General features: G+C 62.4%; 19 protein-coding genes and 1 pseudogene. 4 read left to right on the top strand and 16 right to left on the bottom strand.

Features of this window, described 5'->3' with window-relative positions:
* Positions 1 to 218 precede the first annotated feature (218 nt).
* The 7 genes from ACJH6H_RS28705 to ACJH6H_RS28675 are packed head-to-tail and all read right to left on the bottom strand — an operon-like array spanning position 219 to position 6,068.
* Positions 219 to 749, bottom strand: a complete 531-nt coding sequence (locus ACJH6H_RS28705; RefSeq protein WP_073694932.1) for a hypothetical protein — start codon at positions 747 to 749, stop codon at positions 219 to 221.
* A gap of 23 nt (positions 750 to 772) precedes the next feature.
* A complete protein-coding gene (locus tag ACJH6H_RS28700; RefSeq protein WP_061002862.1) occupies positions 773 to 1,318 on the bottom strand; it encodes a hypothetical protein in 546 nt (181 codons plus the stop codon).
* 18 nt (positions 1,319 to 1,336) lie between these two features.
* Entirely contained in the window at positions 1,337 to 2,755 is a 1,419-nt protein-coding gene (locus ACJH6H_RS28695; protein ID WP_406776292.1) for a hypothetical protein, read from the bottom strand.
* A gap of 9 nt (positions 2,756 to 2,764) precedes the next feature.
* On the bottom strand, positions 2,765 to 3,055 hold the full coding sequence (locus ACJH6H_RS28690) for a WXG100 family type VII secretion target (protein WP_073694836.1): 291 nt from the start codon (positions 3,053 to 3,055) through the stop codon (positions 2,765 to 2,767).
* Between the two features lie 6 nt (positions 3,056 to 3,061).
* Positions 3,062 to 3,385 carry a WXG100 family type VII secretion target gene (locus tag ACJH6H_RS28685; RefSeq protein ID WP_083612067.1) on the bottom strand — a complete coding sequence of 108 codons (324 nt, stop codon included), beginning with the start codon at positions 3,383 to 3,385 and terminating at the stop codon, positions 3,062 to 3,064.
* A gap of 47 nt (positions 3,386 to 3,432) precedes the next feature.
* Complete coding sequence (locus ACJH6H_RS28680) at positions 3,433 to 4,290, bottom strand: hypothetical protein (RefSeq protein WP_406776291.1); 858 nt, start codon at positions 4,288 to 4,290, stop codon at positions 3,433 to 3,435.
* Entirely contained in the window at positions 4,287 to 6,068 is a 1,782-nt protein-coding gene (locus tag ACJH6H_RS28675; RefSeq protein ID WP_406776290.1) for an ATP-binding protein, read from the bottom strand. Before ACJH6H_RS28675 ends, ACJH6H_RS28680 begins: the two co-directional genes overlap by 4 nt.
* A gap of 143 nt (positions 6,069 to 6,211) precedes the next feature.
* Here ACJH6H_RS28675 and ACJH6H_RS28670 point away from each other — a divergent pair, with 143 nt between their 5' ends.
* Entirely contained in the window at positions 6,212 to 6,838 is a 627-nt protein-coding gene (locus ACJH6H_RS28670; RefSeq protein WP_406776289.1) for a hypothetical protein, read from the top strand.
* A 15-nt stretch (positions 6,839 to 6,853) separates the two neighbouring features.
* Here ACJH6H_RS28670 and ACJH6H_RS28665 read toward each other — a convergent pair whose 3' ends face one another.
* The 8 genes from ACJH6H_RS28665 to ACJH6H_RS28630 all read right to left on the bottom strand — a co-directional run bounded on the left by ACJH6H_RS28665 (position 6,854) and on the right by ACJH6H_RS28630 (position 15,122).
* Positions 6,854 to 7,039 (bottom strand): hypothetical protein, encoded by a 186-nt coding sequence (locus tag ACJH6H_RS28665; protein WP_073694832.1) that lies wholly within the window; start codon positions 7,037 to 7,039, stop codon positions 6,854 to 6,856.
* Between the two features lie 18 nt (positions 7,040 to 7,057).
* Positions 7,058 to 7,597, bottom strand: a complete 540-nt coding sequence (locus tag ACJH6H_RS28660) for a hypothetical protein (RefSeq protein ID WP_073694831.1) — start codon at positions 7,595 to 7,597, stop codon at positions 7,058 to 7,060.
* 66 nt (positions 7,598 to 7,663) lie between these two features.
* The gene (gene mcrC, locus ACJH6H_RS28655) at positions 7,664 to 8,743 is read right to left on the bottom strand and encodes a 5-methylcytosine-specific restriction endonuclease system specificity protein McrC (RefSeq protein ID WP_406776288.1); all 1,080 of its coding nucleotides are present in this window, start codon (positions 8,741 to 8,743) and stop codon (positions 7,664 to 7,666) included.
* Between the two features lie 2 nt (positions 8,744 to 8,745).
* Positions 8,746 to 10,611 (bottom strand): AAA family ATPase, encoded by a 1,866-nt coding sequence (locus tag ACJH6H_RS28650; protein ID WP_406776287.1) that lies wholly within the window; start codon positions 10,609 to 10,611, stop codon positions 8,746 to 8,748.
* Positions 10,612 to 10,618: 7 nt separating this feature from the next.
* Complete coding sequence (locus ACJH6H_RS28645) at positions 10,619 to 11,167, bottom strand: hypothetical protein (protein ID WP_406776286.1); 549 nt, start codon at positions 11,165 to 11,167, stop codon at positions 10,619 to 10,621.
* 90 nt (positions 11,168 to 11,257) lie between these two features.
* Positions 11,258 to 12,481 carry an exonuclease domain-containing protein gene (locus ACJH6H_RS28640; protein ID WP_406776285.1) on the bottom strand — a complete coding sequence of 408 codons (1,224 nt, stop codon included), beginning with the start codon at positions 12,479 to 12,481 and terminating at the stop codon, positions 11,258 to 11,260.
* Positions 12,481 to 13,668 (bottom strand): restriction endonuclease subunit S, encoded by a 1,188-nt coding sequence (locus ACJH6H_RS28635; RefSeq protein WP_406776284.1) that lies wholly within the window; start codon positions 13,666 to 13,668, stop codon positions 12,481 to 12,483. Before ACJH6H_RS28635 ends, ACJH6H_RS28640 begins: the two co-directional genes overlap by 1 nt.
* Positions 13,665 to 15,122: an N-6 DNA methylase gene (locus ACJH6H_RS28630; protein ID WP_406776283.1), complete on the bottom strand. Its 1,458-nt coding sequence runs from the start codon at positions 15,120 to 15,122 to the stop codon at positions 13,665 to 13,667. The genes ACJH6H_RS28635 and ACJH6H_RS28630 overlap by 4 nt, the downstream gene beginning before the upstream one ends.
* 181 nt (positions 15,123 to 15,303) lie before the next feature.
* Between ACJH6H_RS28630 and ACJH6H_RS28625 the strand changes: the two are divergent.
* Positions 15,304 to 15,647: pseudogene (locus ACJH6H_RS28625) on the top strand (TA system antitoxin ParD family protein); the annotation flags it as partial.
* Positions 15,648 to 15,889: 242 nt separating this feature from the next.
* On the opposite strand, the gene ACJH6H_RS28620 reads toward ACJH6H_RS28625, so the two are convergent.
* Complete coding sequence (locus ACJH6H_RS28620; protein ID WP_212811678.1) at positions 15,890 to 16,717, bottom strand: hypothetical protein; 828 nt, start codon at positions 16,715 to 16,717, stop codon at positions 15,890 to 15,892.
* A 108-nt stretch (positions 16,718 to 16,825) separates the two neighbouring features.
* Here ACJH6H_RS28620 and ACJH6H_RS28615 point away from each other — a divergent pair, with 108 nt between their 5' ends.
* Together ACJH6H_RS28615 and ACJH6H_RS28610 are read left to right on the top strand one after the other, a co-directional pair.
* On the top strand, positions 16,826 to 17,755 hold the full coding sequence (locus tag ACJH6H_RS28615) for an alpha/beta fold hydrolase (RefSeq protein ID WP_212811676.1): 930 nt from the start codon (positions 16,826 to 16,828) through the stop codon (positions 17,753 to 17,755).
* A 49-nt stretch (positions 17,756 to 17,804) separates the two neighbouring features.
* Positions 17,805 to 18,257: a lipoprotein LpqH gene (locus ACJH6H_RS28610; RefSeq protein ID WP_212811671.1), complete on the top strand. Its 453-nt coding sequence runs from the start codon at positions 17,805 to 17,807 to the stop codon at positions 18,255 to 18,257.
* Positions 18,258 to 18,394: the final 137 nt, after the last annotated feature.

Here is an 18,394-nt window from a genome sequence, read left to right as displayed (position 1 = left end):
CGGCCGACAACCCGGCCACCCCGACCGGAACGGAGGTCGCCTGAAAAACACCAATCCACAGGTATTGACAATTACTCTCGTCAATTTCTGCCGGTCAATGGTCGAGGTGTTGTCACGATGCGAATTCCTTTGCTGGCGGGCGAACCGAGCAGTGTTGCATGTCGAGCCGACAAGTTGTGACTGATTGGTTGCTCGGTTCAAAAACTAGGACGGCCCGCCTATTCGTCGGCTTCGCGCAGGGTGCCGCGGAAGGTCCGTTCGGGCTTGCCTGCTTCAGTCCACTCGCGATAGCTGCGCACGGCGTGTCCGAAGACCTTCGTCAGGTGTTTCCCGTCGCGTCGGTTGACTGCTCCCTCTACGAGGTCTGTTGGCTTAGTCATGGTTTCGCGCATCGGAAAGTCAATCGCAGGTAGGTATGCGTCGGCCACGGGGAGGGCCACCCATGTCCCTTCACAGGCACGGCGAAATGTTTCGCCAACGTAGTAGACGTACCTCATGGTCGTGTGGACGTTCTCGAGCGAGAAGGCGCTTCGATGGTTGTCGTACAGGTCGAGGAGCTTCTGTTCGACTATCGCCAAGCTCGCTTCGGTGTACATCTGCTCGCGTATCTCGGGGAGGTCGTAGTACGGGAATTCGATCTCCATGACCGCTTCCTGCATCTTCAGCCAGCCCAGGAACTGTTCGTTGGACTGTGCATCGCGGAACGCTCGAGTGAGTTGTGTCGGGACGTAGTCGAAGGACTCACCCATGACGATTCTTCAACGTCAGCCACTCATTCCTCGCGCAAGGTGCCGCCAAACTCCCGTGGTGGACGACCCTTTTCAGCCCATTCGTCATAGAGACGCAGAATGTTGTTGTACACGCGCGTGATCTCCAGGCCTGTTCGGCGGGTGAGTGCGAATCGGATCAACAGCAAGGGTTGAACCAACATCTCGTCGAAGAGCACGTCGATGGCCGGGAGCAACGCTCCCGGTTGGCCTTTCTGGCTGGGCGGCGGCAGTGCTACCCAGGTTGCTTCAATGGCACGTCGGACTGTTTCGCCAACGTAGTACGCGTAGCGCATCGTTCGGTGAACAGCTTCCTCATTTGCATAGGCGCTGGGATCGTCGGGGTACAGCTCCATCAGCTTCTGTTCGACTACCGCAAGACTGTCTTTGGTGAACATGATGTCGCGCACGTCCGGTAGGTCTTCATAGGGAAATTCGATTTCCATCGAGGCTTCCTGCATCTTCAGCCAACCCAAGAACTGTTCGTTGGTTTGCGCTTCGCGGAACGCCTTGGTGAGTTGCACGGGGACGTAGTCGAACGACTTACCCATCCTGATTCTCCCTGTTGGTCACAGTCGATTCACCGTGAACTGGTCTGGATATCTGTCTTGCAGACTCTGGAGCGCAGCGATCTCCGCTGGGCTGTACGGATAGTTTGCGTTGAGGTTGTAGGTGAGCTGATGACCGAGGGCTAGAACGCGTTCGTCTTTGGCCAGCTGGTCCATGTCGAGGCGTCCACTCTTGTTCTCGATGAACTCGTTGAGATCGGGACTCACCCAGTCCCAGCGACGACCGGGGACGATCGTCTGGTCTGAGTATTGCGAATGCCATCCGTCGTCCTTGCTGTAGCCCATCACTTCGGCCGCGTATTTGTCGAACCACCAGCCGTTTGCAGAGTTCTCTTGAAGCTGGTCGTAGTTGGCGCTCCAGCGATTCCAGTCCCACTCTTGGCCGCCGCGGTGCAGATAGTTCTGCCAGGCCAGCCACTTGGACAGGGGAATGCGATGGTGATGGGTCTTGGTGCCGTCGGGATCGTAGATCTCGATGTCGACGAACTTCTGGCGGTCGAGCAGACCCTTCTTGGTCGGGTCGAGTGCAACGGTGAGTGAATCGATCGCTGTCGCAGCGGTTTCTACCGCGGCGATGTAGCTCCGGATGTTGGTGCCGGCCTGGTTGAGCCGCCACCGCATGGCCGCGGGCACAGCCCGGAATGACGCGCCGCCAGTGACTTCCGACGACAGCACCACGACTGACGCGGCCCCGCCCATCCACATCGCGGTGCTGTTGACCTCACTGGCGATGTTCGCGCGCATCGCGCTGGTGGCTGCAGAGAAGCTGTGCGTTAGGGCACTCAGTGTGCGGCCGTCGGCGGCGACGGCATCCGCGGGAGCGCTCAGATTGGCGATTGTCTCGTAGAACGCGGTGGCGTCGGGCATGTCGTGGTCCGGTCGTCTGACCTGACTCACCACGTCACTGACAGCTTCAGCGACCGTCGTTGCGAACCGTTGCCACATGTCCGAAGCGGCGTCGAGGCCCTTCGTGTCTGCGTTCGGAGTTTCCTTGCCAACCGCCTCGACCAAGCCGGGGATGATGTCGGTCAGGCCGACGCCATTGGCGCCCACGGAACTGGAGATCGTCGACGACGGTTCAGAGATCGCCGGTCGGGGTGGCAGATTCGCCGGGACGGGAATCTTGCGACGGCCGGCGTGGAACTCAGCCCACGCATGGTTGATTCCGGCTTGGTAGACGCGTCCAGCCAGCGAGGACCAGGCTTGTGCCAGCGAATCGGCGCCACCGAGAGCATCGCGCGCGGCGCTGTCATACCGCGATCCCCATTTCGTGCCGACCGGGTCGTTGCCGGCCATGTGGCCGGAGCCGTGCGACGCGCCTGAGACCACGCCGGCAGCACCAGCCACCTTCGATCCCGCACGGCCGAGTATCGCCGCGGTCAGGAAATACCAGTCTGAATCGACAACCCAAGTACCCATGGATGCTCGCTACTGGCCGGCCATGCGCAGATTCATCGCCATGACTGTCCGGTAGGCGTCTTCGGCCTGGGCGGACCAAGCGGTGAAGTCCTCGAGCTCGGTGCGCATGTCGTGCGCTGACTGCACCCAGTCCCGGTGGCGAGCCTCATATGCCTCGGCGGCTGCGCCGTCCCATGACTGCGACACCTGACCGATGAGCGCTTCCACCCGGCTCAGCGAACTCTCGCAGTGCGCCAGGTAGGCCTGCATTCTCGACCGCAGTTCATTGAGCGCGTCGACGTCGACGGTGTACCCAGTCATTGCGACCTACCGCTCATCCCACCCGCTGCGAACGATCGATCCACCGCGCTCATCCTGTGCTGCGTAGGCCTCCACGCTTTGGACGACCCGGATCGCGATTTCGTCGGCGTCGTCGACGATCTTCGTCGCGGCGGCGCGAAACTCATCCCAATCGCGGCCGAACATCCGAGCGGCCTCACCGCGCCACGAACCTTCGACTACGTCATCGACCGACGCGACGAGCTGGCGCAGTTCTTCACGCAACTCATCGGCGATGGTCCGAAACTCGTTCGCAGCTGCTTTGACCGGCTCGGTCTCGATGCGCAGCCGTGCGCCCCCCAAGTCCGCCATGCGACCCCCTTCGCTGACTTCAGGGCCAGTCTAGCGAGGCCGTAGGGTCAGTACCGAATGTCCCACAGGTGCACGTGCCCGGGAATCTGCTGGTCCGTGAACCATTCCCAGTCTTCGTATCGGTCGGCCGCGGCCCGCCAATGGTCGGCGTCGGTGTCGCGGCCGACGGCCCGCAGCACTGCGGCGACCCATCGCTGGAGCTCCTGGCTTTTGTCGTGGAAGCAGACACCGTCGAGCATTTCGATTGCCTCGCGCGTGCTGCCGTCGATCGCGGAATCCACATGCTGCGGCGCGATTTCGGCGAAATCCAGCTCTGCCAGCGCGAGCCGGTACGCCGCGTCAGCTGCCCGCATCGGGTGGTACATCTCGCGGCGGTCGATCAGATTCGAAGCCATTTCCTTCGCCAGCGCCACCGATTCCTCGGAAGGCGGCAGAAAGTCGATCAACGCCCAAAAAGTGTGCAGCAACAACTCGGGATCACGAGCGTCGACCTGCCGGGCGAGTACCACGGCGGATCGATAGGCGGTCTCGGCTTCGTCCATGTCGCCGAGCTCCTCGTACGCCGCGCCGAGTTGGGTACTGAGGTGGGAGGCGAGATTGAGCCGGCCCGATATCAGATGCTCGTCCATCTCGACCCGCAGGTCCGCGATCCGCTCGCTCAGCGTCTTTGGTGGATTCAACTCGTCCACGATCGTGCGGATCTTCTGATTCAACCGGGCGCTATCGGTGCCGTAAGTAGACATCGACTGCGAGTCGAGATCGTCGCCCGCCAACGCCATCGTCAGTGCGTCGCAACGCAATTGCCGCGCTTGACTGTAGTGATCCAGAGCCTTCTCCAACTGTCCTGCCCCGGCCGCCTCATCGCCGAGGAATTCGCATTCCTCAGCGGTCGGTTGCACGCTCATCTCCCGACCTCCGTTCCGTCCACGCCTGCGGCGAGCAGAACGACGTCGTCGAGGGCCTCCGATAGCAGCGCTCGGTCCTCGGGGCCGTCGCATTGGGCGGCCATCCGCGCCTGCACGTAGAGCAACTGGATGAGGCGGTCGAATACCAGATCATCGTTCGTGCGGGTCAGTGCACGGATGACCCGATTGCCCCAATTCACCACCAGATGCACGAGGTTGCCGTACCCGGGCGATGCCACGTCGATCTGTCCGTGTCCGATGAACACCGCGGGCAGGTCGGCGGAGGGAAACTGGCGCACCACAACGCGAGCACCAGATGCTTTGAGCGCCTGGGTCGCCCGCCGTTCGAAAGTCAGAAAGTCGCCGATCGAATCCGTGGGCGGTACGGCGAGTGCGGCCACTTCGGAAGCGGGGTAGGCGCGGGTGACCGTCACTCCGGAAAGGACCTGCGGCAGCATCAGCAGCACCTCCTGGTCCAGTGTGTGGCCGGCGTTGACGACGAGTCGTCCATCCGGGTTGAAGCTGGCGATGGTGTGAAATTCCTTGACGGACACGGCATAGAGAACGTTCGGGCTGTGGGCGACCACGTCGACCAGGCGCATCTGCCCTGCTGTCGTTTGGACCGTCAGCATCGGTAGGACGACTTCGGCAAGCTCCAGATTCTCGCCGTCTGCGTCACGTGTGGCTGCCGAGCGCAGCTCCAGTTCGTTGTCGGCGACGAACTCGGAGAACCGCTGCGGGTCGGTATCTGCCAAGGTGCGCAACCACTTCAGCGCTGCCTGCCCGAGCTTGCGTCGGGTCGCGACCAGCGCCGCGTTGTCGACGATGGCCTCACGGCTGGCTGTCGGCTCCAGTGTGGTCGAGTTGGCTACCGCCCAGGCAAAGAACGCCCATGACGGAAGCAGCGTCGCGTCCACGTCGTCAATCAGCATGTCGTTGACGTACACCCGGTTTCGGGCGCTGGACTTCGATTTGCCCACCGCCGTACCGATGTAGGCGACGGCATCCAAACCGAGGCCGGCGTCGTTGATCGCAACGACGTCGAACTGGCGCCCCACTCCGACCCCGCCGTACACGGGTGGAACACCCTGCTGCACGCTGGAGCGGTGGGATCCGAAGTCGTCAGCCCAGGGGTACCGGCGTGAAACTTCCCTGTTTCCTTGACTTCTCAGCACAGTGATGTCGATCGGCAGAAACTCGGCGTAGCGCTGGACCAGGGGAGTCACCTGCTCCGCACGGGCCCATCCGATCATGTCTGGACGGGGCCGAAGCCGGACGGTGGTGCCGACGGCGACGTCGTCGGCGATGGGTCGGACGGTGTAGGTCCCATCGCTGTTGCCGATCCATTCAATCGGCGCGGAGCCGTCGGCGCTGCGCGAGATCACGGTGATCTCGTCGGCGATCAGAAAACAGCTCAGCAGGCCGATGCCGAACTGCCCGATGTAGGTGCGCCTGCTGCGGGCCAACTCGTCACGCTTGGAACTGGCGCCGACGGTGGCCAGGAACTGCTCGACTTGATCGGCGGTGACGCCGATGCCGGCGTCGGTGATCGCGAATTCGGTGGCCGGGGAGTCCGGAGAGGTGACGCCGAATGGCGAGATGGTGATGGTCCGCGGGGTCGGCGTGTCGCTGAGTGCGTCGCGGGCGAGGGTGGCGTCGAAGGCGTTCTGAATCAATTCGCGGACGTACACGCCCGGGCTGGAATAGAGGTTCTTGCTGAGCAGCGAGATGACGCCGCCGAGATCCACTCGGAAGTTCTGCTGCTGTGGTGCGGACATTGTGGATTCTCCTGCGTCGGTTCGGTCGAAAGCCGCATAGCGTCGCACGCGCCACCGACAAGTTGGGCGTGACGACATGTCACCTGTCTGAATGTCTGAGTCGACGTGTATGACTTGAGCGACAAATTCAGAAGGAGTCGATGATGCGTGTCAACCTGTGGGGTGGTGGGCCGACGCTCGCGCTTGCTGATTACTGGCAACAGAGCAGGCTGCTGCCCGACGATCCGCCCGGAACGCAGGCGTTCGGCTACCTGTTCGCTGACGACGCAACGGGAACCGTGACGACGCGGCCCTACCCGGCCGAGTGCGCGATGCCGCTCGACAAGGACCAGATGATCGACGGACTCCTCGAAGCTGACGCCGTCGTTGCCGGACAGGCCGGGCTGATCGAGGTCGACGTCGAGCGGACGGCAACCGGGGTGCCGTTCGTATACAGCCTCATGAAGATCAAGCAGGAGTCTGACGCCGTGCAGTACAACCTGACGTTGCACCTACACGCCGAGCATGTGCAACAGGTCCAGGGTTTCTTCGTCGAAGGTCACACCACTGGCATGCGCGACGCCGCGGTATATGAGATTGCGCGGCAAAATGATTGGCTTCATGAGCCCACCGCAGATGACCCGATGGGCGGCTGGGCCCGCGACCCCTACACCGGTCTGAAGACGGGCTTCGTGATGAACATGAGCGAGCTGCCCGATTTCGATGGCCAGTTTCCGGCCCATCCGTTGTCGATGGCGAGGGAGGTTGTCGGAGCGGTGCGCGCGAGCTGACCATCGACACGGGAACTATGCAGGTACGAGTTCCTCTGCTGGATACACGGTGGTGAAGGGTTCGTTGGAGCCTTCGATTTCCACGGAGACGTAGACACGGTAGCCGCTGACTTCGGTAACAGTGCCGATGAGGTCCCGACCCCCGAACTCGACGTGGACGGAGTCGCCGATGGCGAACTCGCCCTTCTTACGCCCCGCCATGGTTCCCACCTCCTGCAGTCACTTTCCGGTTACGTCTTCCAAGTATGAGCGCACCACGGTGTCGAAGCCAGTCGCCGCATCGTTCAGCGCGCGGCGCCACGTTCGGAATGTCCGCAGAGTCAATGGCTGTTGCGTGCGAACGATGGCCAGCTTCGTCTCATCACTGTGGGCGACGGCGTTGCGAACGTTGTTCAGATCCTCCAAGACTGCGTTCCACCTTGGCCCTTTGGTCGGGTACCGGTTCTTGATATCCGCCCACAATGTCATGCCGAGATACATGAAGTCGTTGCCGATATTGCCTGGGCTTGCGTTGCCGACGTCAAGTTTTCGGCCGCGCCGTAGCGACGATAGGAGAAGTTTGCGGTGGACCTCAGCACCTGAGAAGTCGTCGAGGTCGGCGACGATAGCGAGCGCCACGTCGGTGTGCAGGTCCCGGCAGAACCCCTGGAACTCAGCGGCAAGACGCAGGAACAGTGCGAGGTTGAGGTGCTCAGTTGCGTACTGGCGACCAGGCTTTTTCTCGGTGACGCGCGCATGCACTGCTTCGAGGCTGTCCAACGCTGCACAGCGTTCGGACCTCCAACGTAGTAGCGCATCCGTGGGCACACGGCGAACGTACCGCTGCTAACCGACAACAACGGCCATGAGTCTCTGCCGGATCTCCGTAGCCGCCGCAGTAAGGTCCACCGTGAGGAATCGGTACCGGTGCCCGTTGATCACCACGAACTCGTCGAGCTCTCCGCCGACGACGGGATACAACAGAACGCCTTCGGTCGTCGCACTCAACTCGTCCCGATCATGCTGGGACTGCACGTACGCGTAGAGCTGGAACAGGTGATTGCGGGAAAGCTTGGGTGTACCAAACTGATTCGGCTTGAGGGCGTCGGCGAATTTGGTTTCGACGATGATGCGTCGGTCCGGCCGTTCCAGGATGGTGTCGGTGCGCATCACGGGCAGGATCGCCAGCGCGCCGGGGGACTGTTCCTGCAGCGGCCAGTTGTGCTTGGTTTCGCCAGCATGAACCCGCCAGGGCGGTCGCAGCGTCGCCCGATAGAAGCCGCGCACGGCGGCCTCGTACAGGCGGCGGATGTCAGCAACGTCTCGTCGGGGTGACATCCGGTGCGCGGTACCGGCTTCCTCGTTCGGGATGTTCATCCGGAGTAGAAGTCGGGCCGCGTTCACCGCATCGAGGTCGGCAATCTGATTACGACCCAAAGTGATTGCGTCGGCATTCGCGCGGCTGACCAGCGTTGGAGTGACTCCTTGCAGCCTGAGCATGCCGGCGAGCTGACGGCAACGATGAGCACGGTCGCCGTCCTGTGCGATGGTTCCGGCGACGATCAGTCCGGCGCAGATCAGCCGATTGGTGGGGTTGTCGACGACAAGTTCGTCATAGCGGCACGCCACCTGGCCCCGCGAAAGCAGCTGCGCCGATTCGGTTTTGATGACATCGATCCTGCCGCGTACCCGAGTGAGCGGCTGGCTGCGTGTCACGTAAGCCCGGCTGAGGCTGCGTTGGAGGCGGCGTTCGACCGCACGAGCGAGGACCTCGGCAACCAGGTCGGGGAGTTCGTCTGGTCGATCCTCGGCGCCGCCGCCCCGGATCTCCGGGTTGTTGGCGTACAGCTCGGACGCATACAGCATCAGCAGCCACAGGTTGCGGACCGGTATCTCGGTCTTGCCGCTGACGATGACGCCAGTCATGGTCAATTACCAAGCAGGCGGTCGGTCTCCCGATCAACCCGGTCAGGCTCATCGAACCAGTATTCGGCCAGGAGCGGCCGGATCTCGCGGCGTACAACCTGACGCAGCCAGTCCTGCGAATTGGTGATCTTGCGCGACGTTGGCGGTGTGAAGAAGCTGTGGCCGATTTGATACTGGTCGCCCAGGGACCGGTCGGCGGCGATAGCTTGGTTCACCTCGCCGATGCGGAGGGCGACGGTATCAAGCTCAGCCTCGGGTATTCCGCTGTGGGTGGAAACCCATTGTCGCCATGCAGTATTGAACATCGGCTGCAGGTCGGCGAACGCGAATCGGCGGCGCAGGGCGAAGTCGACGATTGCGAGCGACCTGTCGGCCAGGTTCATAGTGCCGATGATGAACAGGTTCGGCGGCAGGTAGAGCGGTTCCTCGCCGTCCTTCCGATAGGTCAGGTTGATGGCTTCGGACGGCACGCGCTTTTCGCCCTCGAGCAGCGTGAGCAGTTCGCCGAAAATCTGAGCGAGGTTGCCGCGGTTGATCTCCTCGATGACCACAACGTAGTTGTGTCCGGGGTCGGCGAGGGCTTGCTCGACAATCTGCAGGAAGGCCCCGTCGGCCAGTACCAGCTTGCCGTCCGCGCTGGGTCGCCAGCCGCGAACAAAGTCCTCGTACGATGTGGATGGGTGAAATTGGATGGCGTGCAGGTATTCTCGGCTCTTCTCGCCGATGAGCGCGTAGCCGAGGCGCTTGGCCAGCCAGGTCTTGCCGGTGCCGGGTGGGCCTTGCAAAATCAGATTCTTCTTGGACTTCAGTGCAGCCAAGTACCCGGTCAAGGTGTCGGCGGGGATGAAGCAGCCATCGGCGATGATGTCCTGGACGGTGTAGGTCTCGACATCGGTTGCCGGCTCTTCATCGTCCGACTCTTCGTCGATGAGGGAATCAGGTGTTTCGGGAATCTCGTCGCCGAAACGTTCGCGCCAGAACGGGGCATTGCGGAACTGATCGATGTCTTGATCCTCGCCGTCGAAGGTGAAGGCGATGAGATCATCGGCACGCCAGTCTCCAGCTACGACCCTCCAGACTGTGGCGCGGCTGGTGTAGAAATACCACTCACGGATGGCCTGCGGTGGATCCCAACTGACGTCGACTGTCTGCCCGTCGCCGTGATTGCGGGTGATCGTGCCGGTGGCCTTGATGCCGAGTACCGAGACCGGGTTGCCCTTGTTGTCGAACGGCAGGTCGCGCTTCCGCGTGTATGCGGCCTTGATCGCGATACGTTCGCCCGGCTGCATGGAGTTGACGTCTTCGGTGTACTTGTCCGTGTTGCCGTTTCGCCAAATACCTTGCTGCACAAACTCAGAACTGCGGTCATCGGTCTGGTGGTACGCAGCGCCGACGAACCAGTAGCGAATGTCATCCGCAGGCTCGGTGCTGGTCGGCAACCGGCGTGGCGTCGGTTGGTACTCGCGGTACGCGGGGATGGCCTCCAACGTCTCCTCGGTGATGTTGACCGGGTGATCAGCGAGTAGTTGTCGGCCCGCATCTGTGATCGTTGAATAACCGCTGCGGGCTTTGGTGACAGCTTGCGCTCGAGTGAGTGCCGATAGCGCCCAGCCCATTCGGTTTCGGGCACGTGACTGTCCAGAGCTGAGGGTCTCGGCGCGCTGCGCTTCGGTGAGCTGCATCTCGTCAGCTACAGCATTGAAAAGATCAGCGGTACGCCAAATTTGGCCGTCGGCGAGAACTGCAAGAGTTGGCCGGACAAACGCCGGCCAGCGGCCGATCGGTGGTTCAGAGTTCACTGTGCCGTCGAGGTGATCATTGTTTCGAACTCCCGTGATTGCCGTCGAAGGATTGGCGTCTGATCGCATCGAACGCTTATTTGGCCACTGCGACAGGCATTGGGCGTGCCAATACATCGCCGTCACTGAGGTGATCGCGTGACAATCGGATCACCTCGACTTTCGCCCACGCGTCAGCCAGGTCGGACACCCACATTGCAGCAACGATGGTGTCCCTCGCCAAGGGACCGTCGACCACTCCGCGAGGTACTGCGGGGAGTGCGGACCAGTCCAGCGGATCGGGCACGTCCGGCCAGCTGATCGACGCGCGTGGCTTGCCCGCCTTCGTTGGTGAATCTTTGTGGCGTACTTCGAGTTTCTGAATGGCAGCTACAACTGCATCGCGTGTGCCGTTCGGATCGAAAAGACCGGCGCTCGAGCTGCGGACATCCGCCAAAGAATCGGGCAAGGTATCGCCAAACGGCAGCAGATAGCGTTGCGCGTATAGGGACGGCGCCAGAGTGTCGATCCAAGCCCCGCACAGACGGCTCATCGGCCAACCTGGGTCGATGACGACGTGCCACACGGCGAGGCGGTCATCTCGACTGTTGATCAGCGCCACTGTATCGGCGTCGGTAACGCCCATCGATCCCCCTCCAATTGGCCTGGTCGTGCCGGCCGTTTGTAGCAAACAATCATCGCTTGGCTTTCAGCCTTTTCGACAGTAGCGTCGTCGTCACTGCGCAGAGCGATACTTCGCGAACATCTTCTCGAACCCTGCTTCGCCCACCACCGGTATTCCGTACTGACGGGCTTTGGCGGCCTTGCCGCTCTGTGAATCCGGATCCGCCGACACCAGTAGCCGGGTCGACTTGGAAATGCCGCCAGAGGCAAGCCCCGCGGCGCAGATCGTCGAAACCCATTCGTCGCGACCACGATTCATCTGGCCGGTGAACACGACACGGTCGCCCGGGCGTAGCGTGAAGGCAGTCGATTCGTCCACCACCTCCGGCGTTGCGGCGGCTGCCCACGCCAGCGCTTCATCGACGTACGGCGGGCCGAAACCCAGTGCAGCGGCGACAGCATTGAGCTCGGACCGCTCGTCGCCGGTGACGACGCCGTCGGCCAGAGCTTCCTTCGCTACCGCACGCAGGTAGTCCTGGTGCAGCCGCGCCACGGTTCCACGTGATAGGCCCGCCGCTTCGGCAGAGGCCAGCAGCTGTTTGCCCTCGCTGCGCGAGATCTCCCGGTCGAGCAGGGCGCTATCGAGCACAATCATGTAGGACGCTTCGTCTTCAGGGCTGGCGGGGACCCAAGCGGCTCCCAGGACGGACCGTAGCCACGAGTACGGGTCGGCAGACGACTGCCCACGATGAGCGACCGCGGGTTGCGACGCACGCCTGCGCGCAGCTGGCCAGCCGAAAGTCGCCGACCGGGCCAGGTCGGAGCGCCACTCGGGGGAGCTGCCGTGGAAGGCGAGCAGGTGTGGCAGGAGTTCGGCGGTTGCGTGAGCATCGCCAATTGCCGAGTGCGAGTTGGTCAGTGAGATTCCGAGTGCTTCGCAGCAGTGTGCGAGCTTGGCGGCCCCCGTCATTCGCCCGCCCCATTTTCGTGTGCAGAGCGCGGCTGGTCGCTCGGGGATCACGTACTGGGCCCGCTGGAGCTCCCAATGCAGAAACCGCATGTCGAAACTCGCATTATGCGCGACAACCACACGGCCAGTGAGCATTTCGAGCAGGTAATCGCTGATGGCGGCGAAGTCAGGTGCCTCAACGACGTCGCAGGCCTGGATGCCGTGGACGTGAGTAGCCCCGATGTCGCGATGCGGGTTGACCAGGGTGGTCCATTCGTGCTCGATCCGACCGGAATCATCAGTGAGGGCGACGCCGATCTCCACGACACGGTCAGTGCGCTCAGGAACCAGACCCGTTGTCTCGAAGTCGATTACAGCGAACGGCATCAGAGTTCGCCTCGGAAGGCGCGGGATTGGAGGGAGGCGAAGAGGCGATCGAACGAGCTGGCTGACGCGACAACGGTGGCACGCTGAGCGTTGATTGACTGGATCAGATCGAGGTAGCGCAACTGAGCTTCGGCTGTTGGTACGTGGACTGGCAGAGCCTTCAGCTGTGTCATATTGATCGATGCGATTCCCGTGGTCTGTTTTGCAGATTTCAGGAAGTACGACCGTGATTGGTTGCTGGAGATGAAGGCCGACAGATAGTCGGGGTGGAGCGACGAACTATCCTGAATGCGGACGCGGAAGATATGGTTTTGATGCAGGCACAGCGGCAACTCGTCGCGCCAGACTGTTCCTCTGCCGAGCTTGTCGGGATCTCCACCTTCGGTGAGGACTAGATCACCAAACTTTAGTCGGTAGCGCTCTATTTCGGATGACGTTGCATCAATCGTCTTGACTGAACTCAGTTCAAGGCGCCCGGCCTGGACGTTCGCGACCGCCAGGTAGGGCATTGGCGATGTTGCATCAGTAGTCCTGCGCCCCTTCGTGATTCCTGACGAGACTGTTGCAACGTCATTAAGTAGTGTCGACGGTTCCGGTACGTGACCGAAACAGTCGATGAATGCAGCGTCGTTCAGTTCTGCCAGCGCATCGACGGAGCGCCGACGCATGACTCGCAGGGCGTCGGCGTGGTCGAGGATCGCGGCGATGCGGCGCTGCTCGTCGAGCGGGGGGAGAGGCAGCCGAAGTGCTTCGCAGAGGCGGAGATTCAGGTTCGCAATGTTCGTCGTCTGATTGGCTGTATTCCGCACTGTCGCTTGTGTTCGCGGCGAGGAGAACCAGTGATACAGATACCGCGCATCGAGTTCACGCGAGTTGGCCCGTAGCCCAGTCACGAAACCTCCTATCGCGGCGGATTTCTCGAGCTTTGGAACCCAGCAGCAGCGGCCAACGAGGTTCCAACTGTTCGCGCTCGATACCAGAATGTCTCCGCCGCGAAGGTACTGCTCCTCGCGGCGGACAAGCCCGCGAGGAATCTGCAGGACGTCGCTGAGGTCGAGTTTGCTCTGTACATTCTTGGTACGCATCACGCCGGTGGAACTGGCGTTCGCCTCATCGAGTACATCTCCCGGTTTGAATGTCACGCCGCGAATGAACTTCGCCACTTCTCCCAACGCCACGGTCTTCACGACAACATCGCCTTCAACTCGGCCAGCCCCAAGGCGATTTCGCTTTCGAGCTTCTCGATCTCCGCAATGATCTCCAGCGGCGGCCGGTGCTCGACCTCGTCGTGCACGATCTCCTTGTACCGGTTCAGCGACAGGTCGTAGCCCTGCGCCACGATGTCCGCGACCGGCACGCAGAACGATTGCTCGGTCCGTGCCCGCTCCAATTCTGACGAGTCCCGTGAAGCCCACCGCGCCAACGCATCCGGCAGGTCATTGGCCTCGATCGGGTTGCGCTTGTCGTCCAACGAGAAGCCATCGGCCGTCACGTCATAGAACCAGACATGGTCGGTACCACCGGAATTGGTCTTGGTGAACAGCAAGATCGCGGTCGACACGCCCGCGTACGGACGAAACACACCCGACGGCAGCTTCACGATGCCGTCGAGCTTCTGGTCCTCGACTAACGTCCGGCGAAGTTCCTTGTGCGCCTTCGACGATCCGAACAACACGCCGTCGGGCACGATCACGGCGGCGCGGCCACCTGGTTTGAGCAGCTTCAAAAACAGTGCCACGAAGAGCAATTCGGTCTTCTTGGTTTTGACGATGCGCTGCAGATCCTTGGACGTCGCCTCGTAGTCCAGCGAGCCGGCGAACGGGGGATTGGCCAGGATCAGCGTGTACTTCTCGGTGTCCTCCGAGGCGCCCTCGGACAGCGAGTCGCGGTAGCGGATGTCAGGCGCTTCGATGCCGTGCATCAGCATGTTCATGGAACCGATGCGCAGCATGGTCGAGTCGAAGTCGTAGCCGTGAAACATGCTGTTGTGGAAGTGCTTCCGCTGCGCTGCATCGGTCAGTACTGACTCGTGCGTGTCGCGCACATACTCAGATGCGGACACCAGGAAGCCTGCGGTTCCGCACGCAGGGTCGCAGATTTCGTCTGTCGGCCCGGGCGCGGTCATCTTCACCATCAGCTCGATGATGTGGCGCGGGGTGCGGAACTGGCCATTCACGCCGGCCGAGGCGATCTTGGACAGCAGGTACTCGTACAGGTCGCCGTTGGTGTCGCGGTCGGCCATGGGGATGTCGTCGAGCATGTCGACGACCTTCGACAGCAGCGCCGGGGTCGGGATGGTGAAGCGGGCGTCGCGCATGTGCTCGGAATAAGTGGACCCATCACCGCCAAGTGCCCGCAGGAACGGGAACACACCGTCGGCGATCAGGCCGAACATGACACCTGGCTCGTCGTTCTTGAACCGCGACCAGCGCAGGTCCTGCTGGTCGGGCCCGAACCGCAGTCCCTCGGACGATCCAGTTCGCCGCGCGCGATTCTCGGCGAGAGTCTCCAGGTCGTCGAGACGGCGGATGAACAGCAGGTACGTGATCTGCTCGATCACCTCGATCGGGTTGGAGATGCCGCCAGACCAGAAGGCATCCCAGACACGGTCGACCTTGCTCTTCAACTCACCGGTGATCACGGCGCTCCTTTCCTCCCCATACAAACCTGAACAGGACTGTATATAGGAGTCCACCGACAACAGCCGATCTACCCGCGCTGTGAGTGTCGGGGTCGGTCCCTCGCCACGCCCTGAACAGTTGTAACGCCTTATTGCTAGCGAGTTACTTCCCTTGTAGTAACTCGCTACGCGGAGGTGTGTGATGGCTGACGCCGATGATCGGGTCATTCGAGTGGCCGCGGACCTATTCGAGGCGGCAGCCGTCGAGGGCGCCCGACAGCGCCGTTCCGCCAAGCCACAACTCGACCACTGGGCCCGCATCGGTAGGGCGGTATCGACTCAGCACACCGCATCGCGGCGCCGCGTGGAGGCTGCCCTGGCCGGCGAGATCGACGTCGATGCTCTCAATATCGAGGAAGGTGTGGTGTTCAACGCCGAGACCGCTGCGGCGGTCGAGGAGAACTCGCCCACACCAACTATGGCGCCGTGCTCGCCTCTCGTGGGATCACCACGGTGACGTTGGGTGACGACGGCCGGATCATCGAGCTTGCGACTGGCCGCGCATCGAGGGTCTGGCAGGAAGCCGATCGCATCGATGAGCTGCTACAGATGGCCCGATCGGAGCCGCTCTGCGAGCCGGCGGTCGAACCTGACCGTGCGGACGAACTCATAAAGGGAGTGCGTCGCGGTCGACGCGGTCGATGAGGACCACCTGTGACGCCGATGTGTTGAGCTAAGCGGCCGCTAAGGGATGACCGTCGCACCTGACGGAGTAGCGGGCTATTCCGTCAGCCACTTCCGGACTGGCGCCGGATCTCCGCGAACGCCGCGGCAAGCGCGGTGATCTTGTCGACCGACGATGACGGCGTCTGCGAAGGCGTCGCGTCAATCCCATAGAGCTTGGCAGCCATGCGGCTCCGGACATCGTCGCGCTTTTCCGCGAGCTGTGCCTGGGCGCGGTCGTCGCGCAGCGACCGGTCGATCTCCTCGGCCTTCTCGGCGCAGCCCTGCAAGGCATACACCCGCGCCCACGACCGCGACCCCAGCTCCCGCACTTTCGCCCGGGCATCCTCCAGCATCGCCAGATCGTCCGAATCGGGCTCGGCGATCCCGCCGAGCTCCGTGATCAAGCCATTGAGTTCCTGTGTGGCCCGGCAGTTTTCGCGGATCGCCGTCAGGTCGCCAGTGAAGTCGAGGTCATTACCGAGCCATCCGTCGACCGCGGCTTCCGACCGTTCGATCTGCTCGATGGCGGCCTGTGCACCGTCGAGCAGCTCGACACCGTCGACTCCGAATTCTTCGACGAGCCGGGCACGTTCCAGCTCTTGAGATGACGGTTCACGCGCAGACCCGGCCCGACTGTCGATCACGATGTGCGTGATCAACAATCCGATGGCGGCAATGCCCATGGCGGGCAGCAGCAGAATGCCCTCTGTCGCGACACCGACCAGGATCACCACGGCGATGGACAACAGCCACGCCCGCGTCATGGCCGGTAGGGGGCGGCGCGCCTTGCGATCGGAGGTGAAGACCGCCCCGAGCGCGGCGCCGCCGAGAATCATGATGACAGCGAGAATGACCGCGACGACGCCGAGCACTAGCAGGAGCCGAATCATCCCGATGTCCTTCTCTGTCCAGTGCTCTCAATGGTAATTCGGCGCGCCAACTTGCCTGGCTGACGCGGTGCGGAGACGTCAGACTGTCCGCGGCCTACGCTCAACCCCATGCACGACGAACTCGAAGCCTGGAAGTCCGCCGGCCAGTATTTCGACTACCTCGGATTCGACATCTTCTACCGCCGCGACGGGTTGGAACTCGGCACCGGCCCAGTGCTGTTGCTCATCCACGGCTACCCGTTCAATTCCTGGGACTGGTCCCTGATCTGGCCGACGCTCAGCGAGAAGTTCACCGTCATCGCGCCGGACATGATCGGCATGGGGTTCTCCACCAAGCCGTCCGCGTATCAGTACTCGATTCACGATCACGCCGACATGCACGAGGCACTGCTGGACCACCTGGGCGCACAGACCGTCCACATTCTGGCCCACGACCTCGGTGACTCGGTGGGCCAGGAACTGCTGGCGCGCAACCACTTCGGCGATCAGGTATACGGCAATCTGAACATCGAATCGGTCACGTGGCTCAACGGCGGGCTGTTCGTCGAGTCCTACACCCCGCGCCTGCTGCAGAAGGCGATGTCGCAAACCCCGCTGGGCGACCTCATGCGCCCGCTGCAGGGCAGTCCGTTGTCACGGCGCCTGGCCGACCCGACCATCAACGAGATGTTCGGCGTCAACACCAAACCGTCGAAGGAGCTGATGGACAAGTTCCACGAAATCCTCGATTACAACGACGGCAAGAAAGTCATGCACCAGGTCGGCCGCTTCATCAATGACCGCTACGTCCACCGGAACCGCTGGGTGCGCGCGATGCGCGAGACGACGATCCCCATGCGACTGATCGACGGCCCGTCGGATCCGAACTCCGGCGCTCACATGGCCGCCAGGTACCGCGAGGTCATCCCGAACCCCGACATCGTGATGCTGGCCGACGACATCGCGCACTGGCCGCAGATCGAAGCGCCCGACGCGGTGCTCGAGCACTTCCTGGAGTTCGTCACGCCGCTGTTGTGGCGGCCGTTCGGCGCGCGCTGACCCCTCGCTTTTGCGCGCACAACGCGAAGCGAACTGGTTCACTTGCGACATGCGCGTCCACCGCCCGGATCTGGTGGCGGTGCTCGGTGTGCTGTTGATCAGTGCGTGCGAGTCCGGGACGCCGACCGTCACCTCGATCGTCTTCGACGGGGAACCGCACACCATCAACACCGGCACGGTCGTCTGCACCCGCCAGCCGGCCGGGGGAGGCCTGGTCATCCTGGCGCGGGGCAAGACGGGTCAGGTGGTGCGGATTCAACTCACACAGGTGGGCCGCATCGTCGTCCAGAAGGTCGGGCTGCGTGACGGCGACGCGACGGGATTCGTCGCCGACCCAGCAGAGATCACCGGCATCAAGGTCGACGACACCTACACCGTCAGCGGGCGCATGCCGCCGAATCGCGGTGAATCGGGGTGGCACACGTTCAAAATCCAGACCGCGTGCCCCGGCTATCAGGACGCCCATCCGCGCGACACGGTGCCGGCCATCGGGAGTCCGTGACCGCTCGTCGGCGGTGAGGGTGCGCAAAATGCACGCGACACGCCGCGAGACCGTGTGCAGACACTCAGTGTCATTCTCGAGTTGCCGCTGTTGCGGTGGTTGGGTTACTTCTCACCTGGTATTTGGCTCTTGCAAAC

The organism is Mycobacterium sp. SMC-21 (assembly GCF_045310825.1).
Classification (GTDB): domain Bacteria; phylum Actinomycetota; class Actinomycetes; order Mycobacteriales; family Mycobacteriaceae; genus Mycobacterium.
Note: the sequence above shows the minus strand (reverse complement) of the source record. Positions and strands in the feature narration are given on the sequence as shown.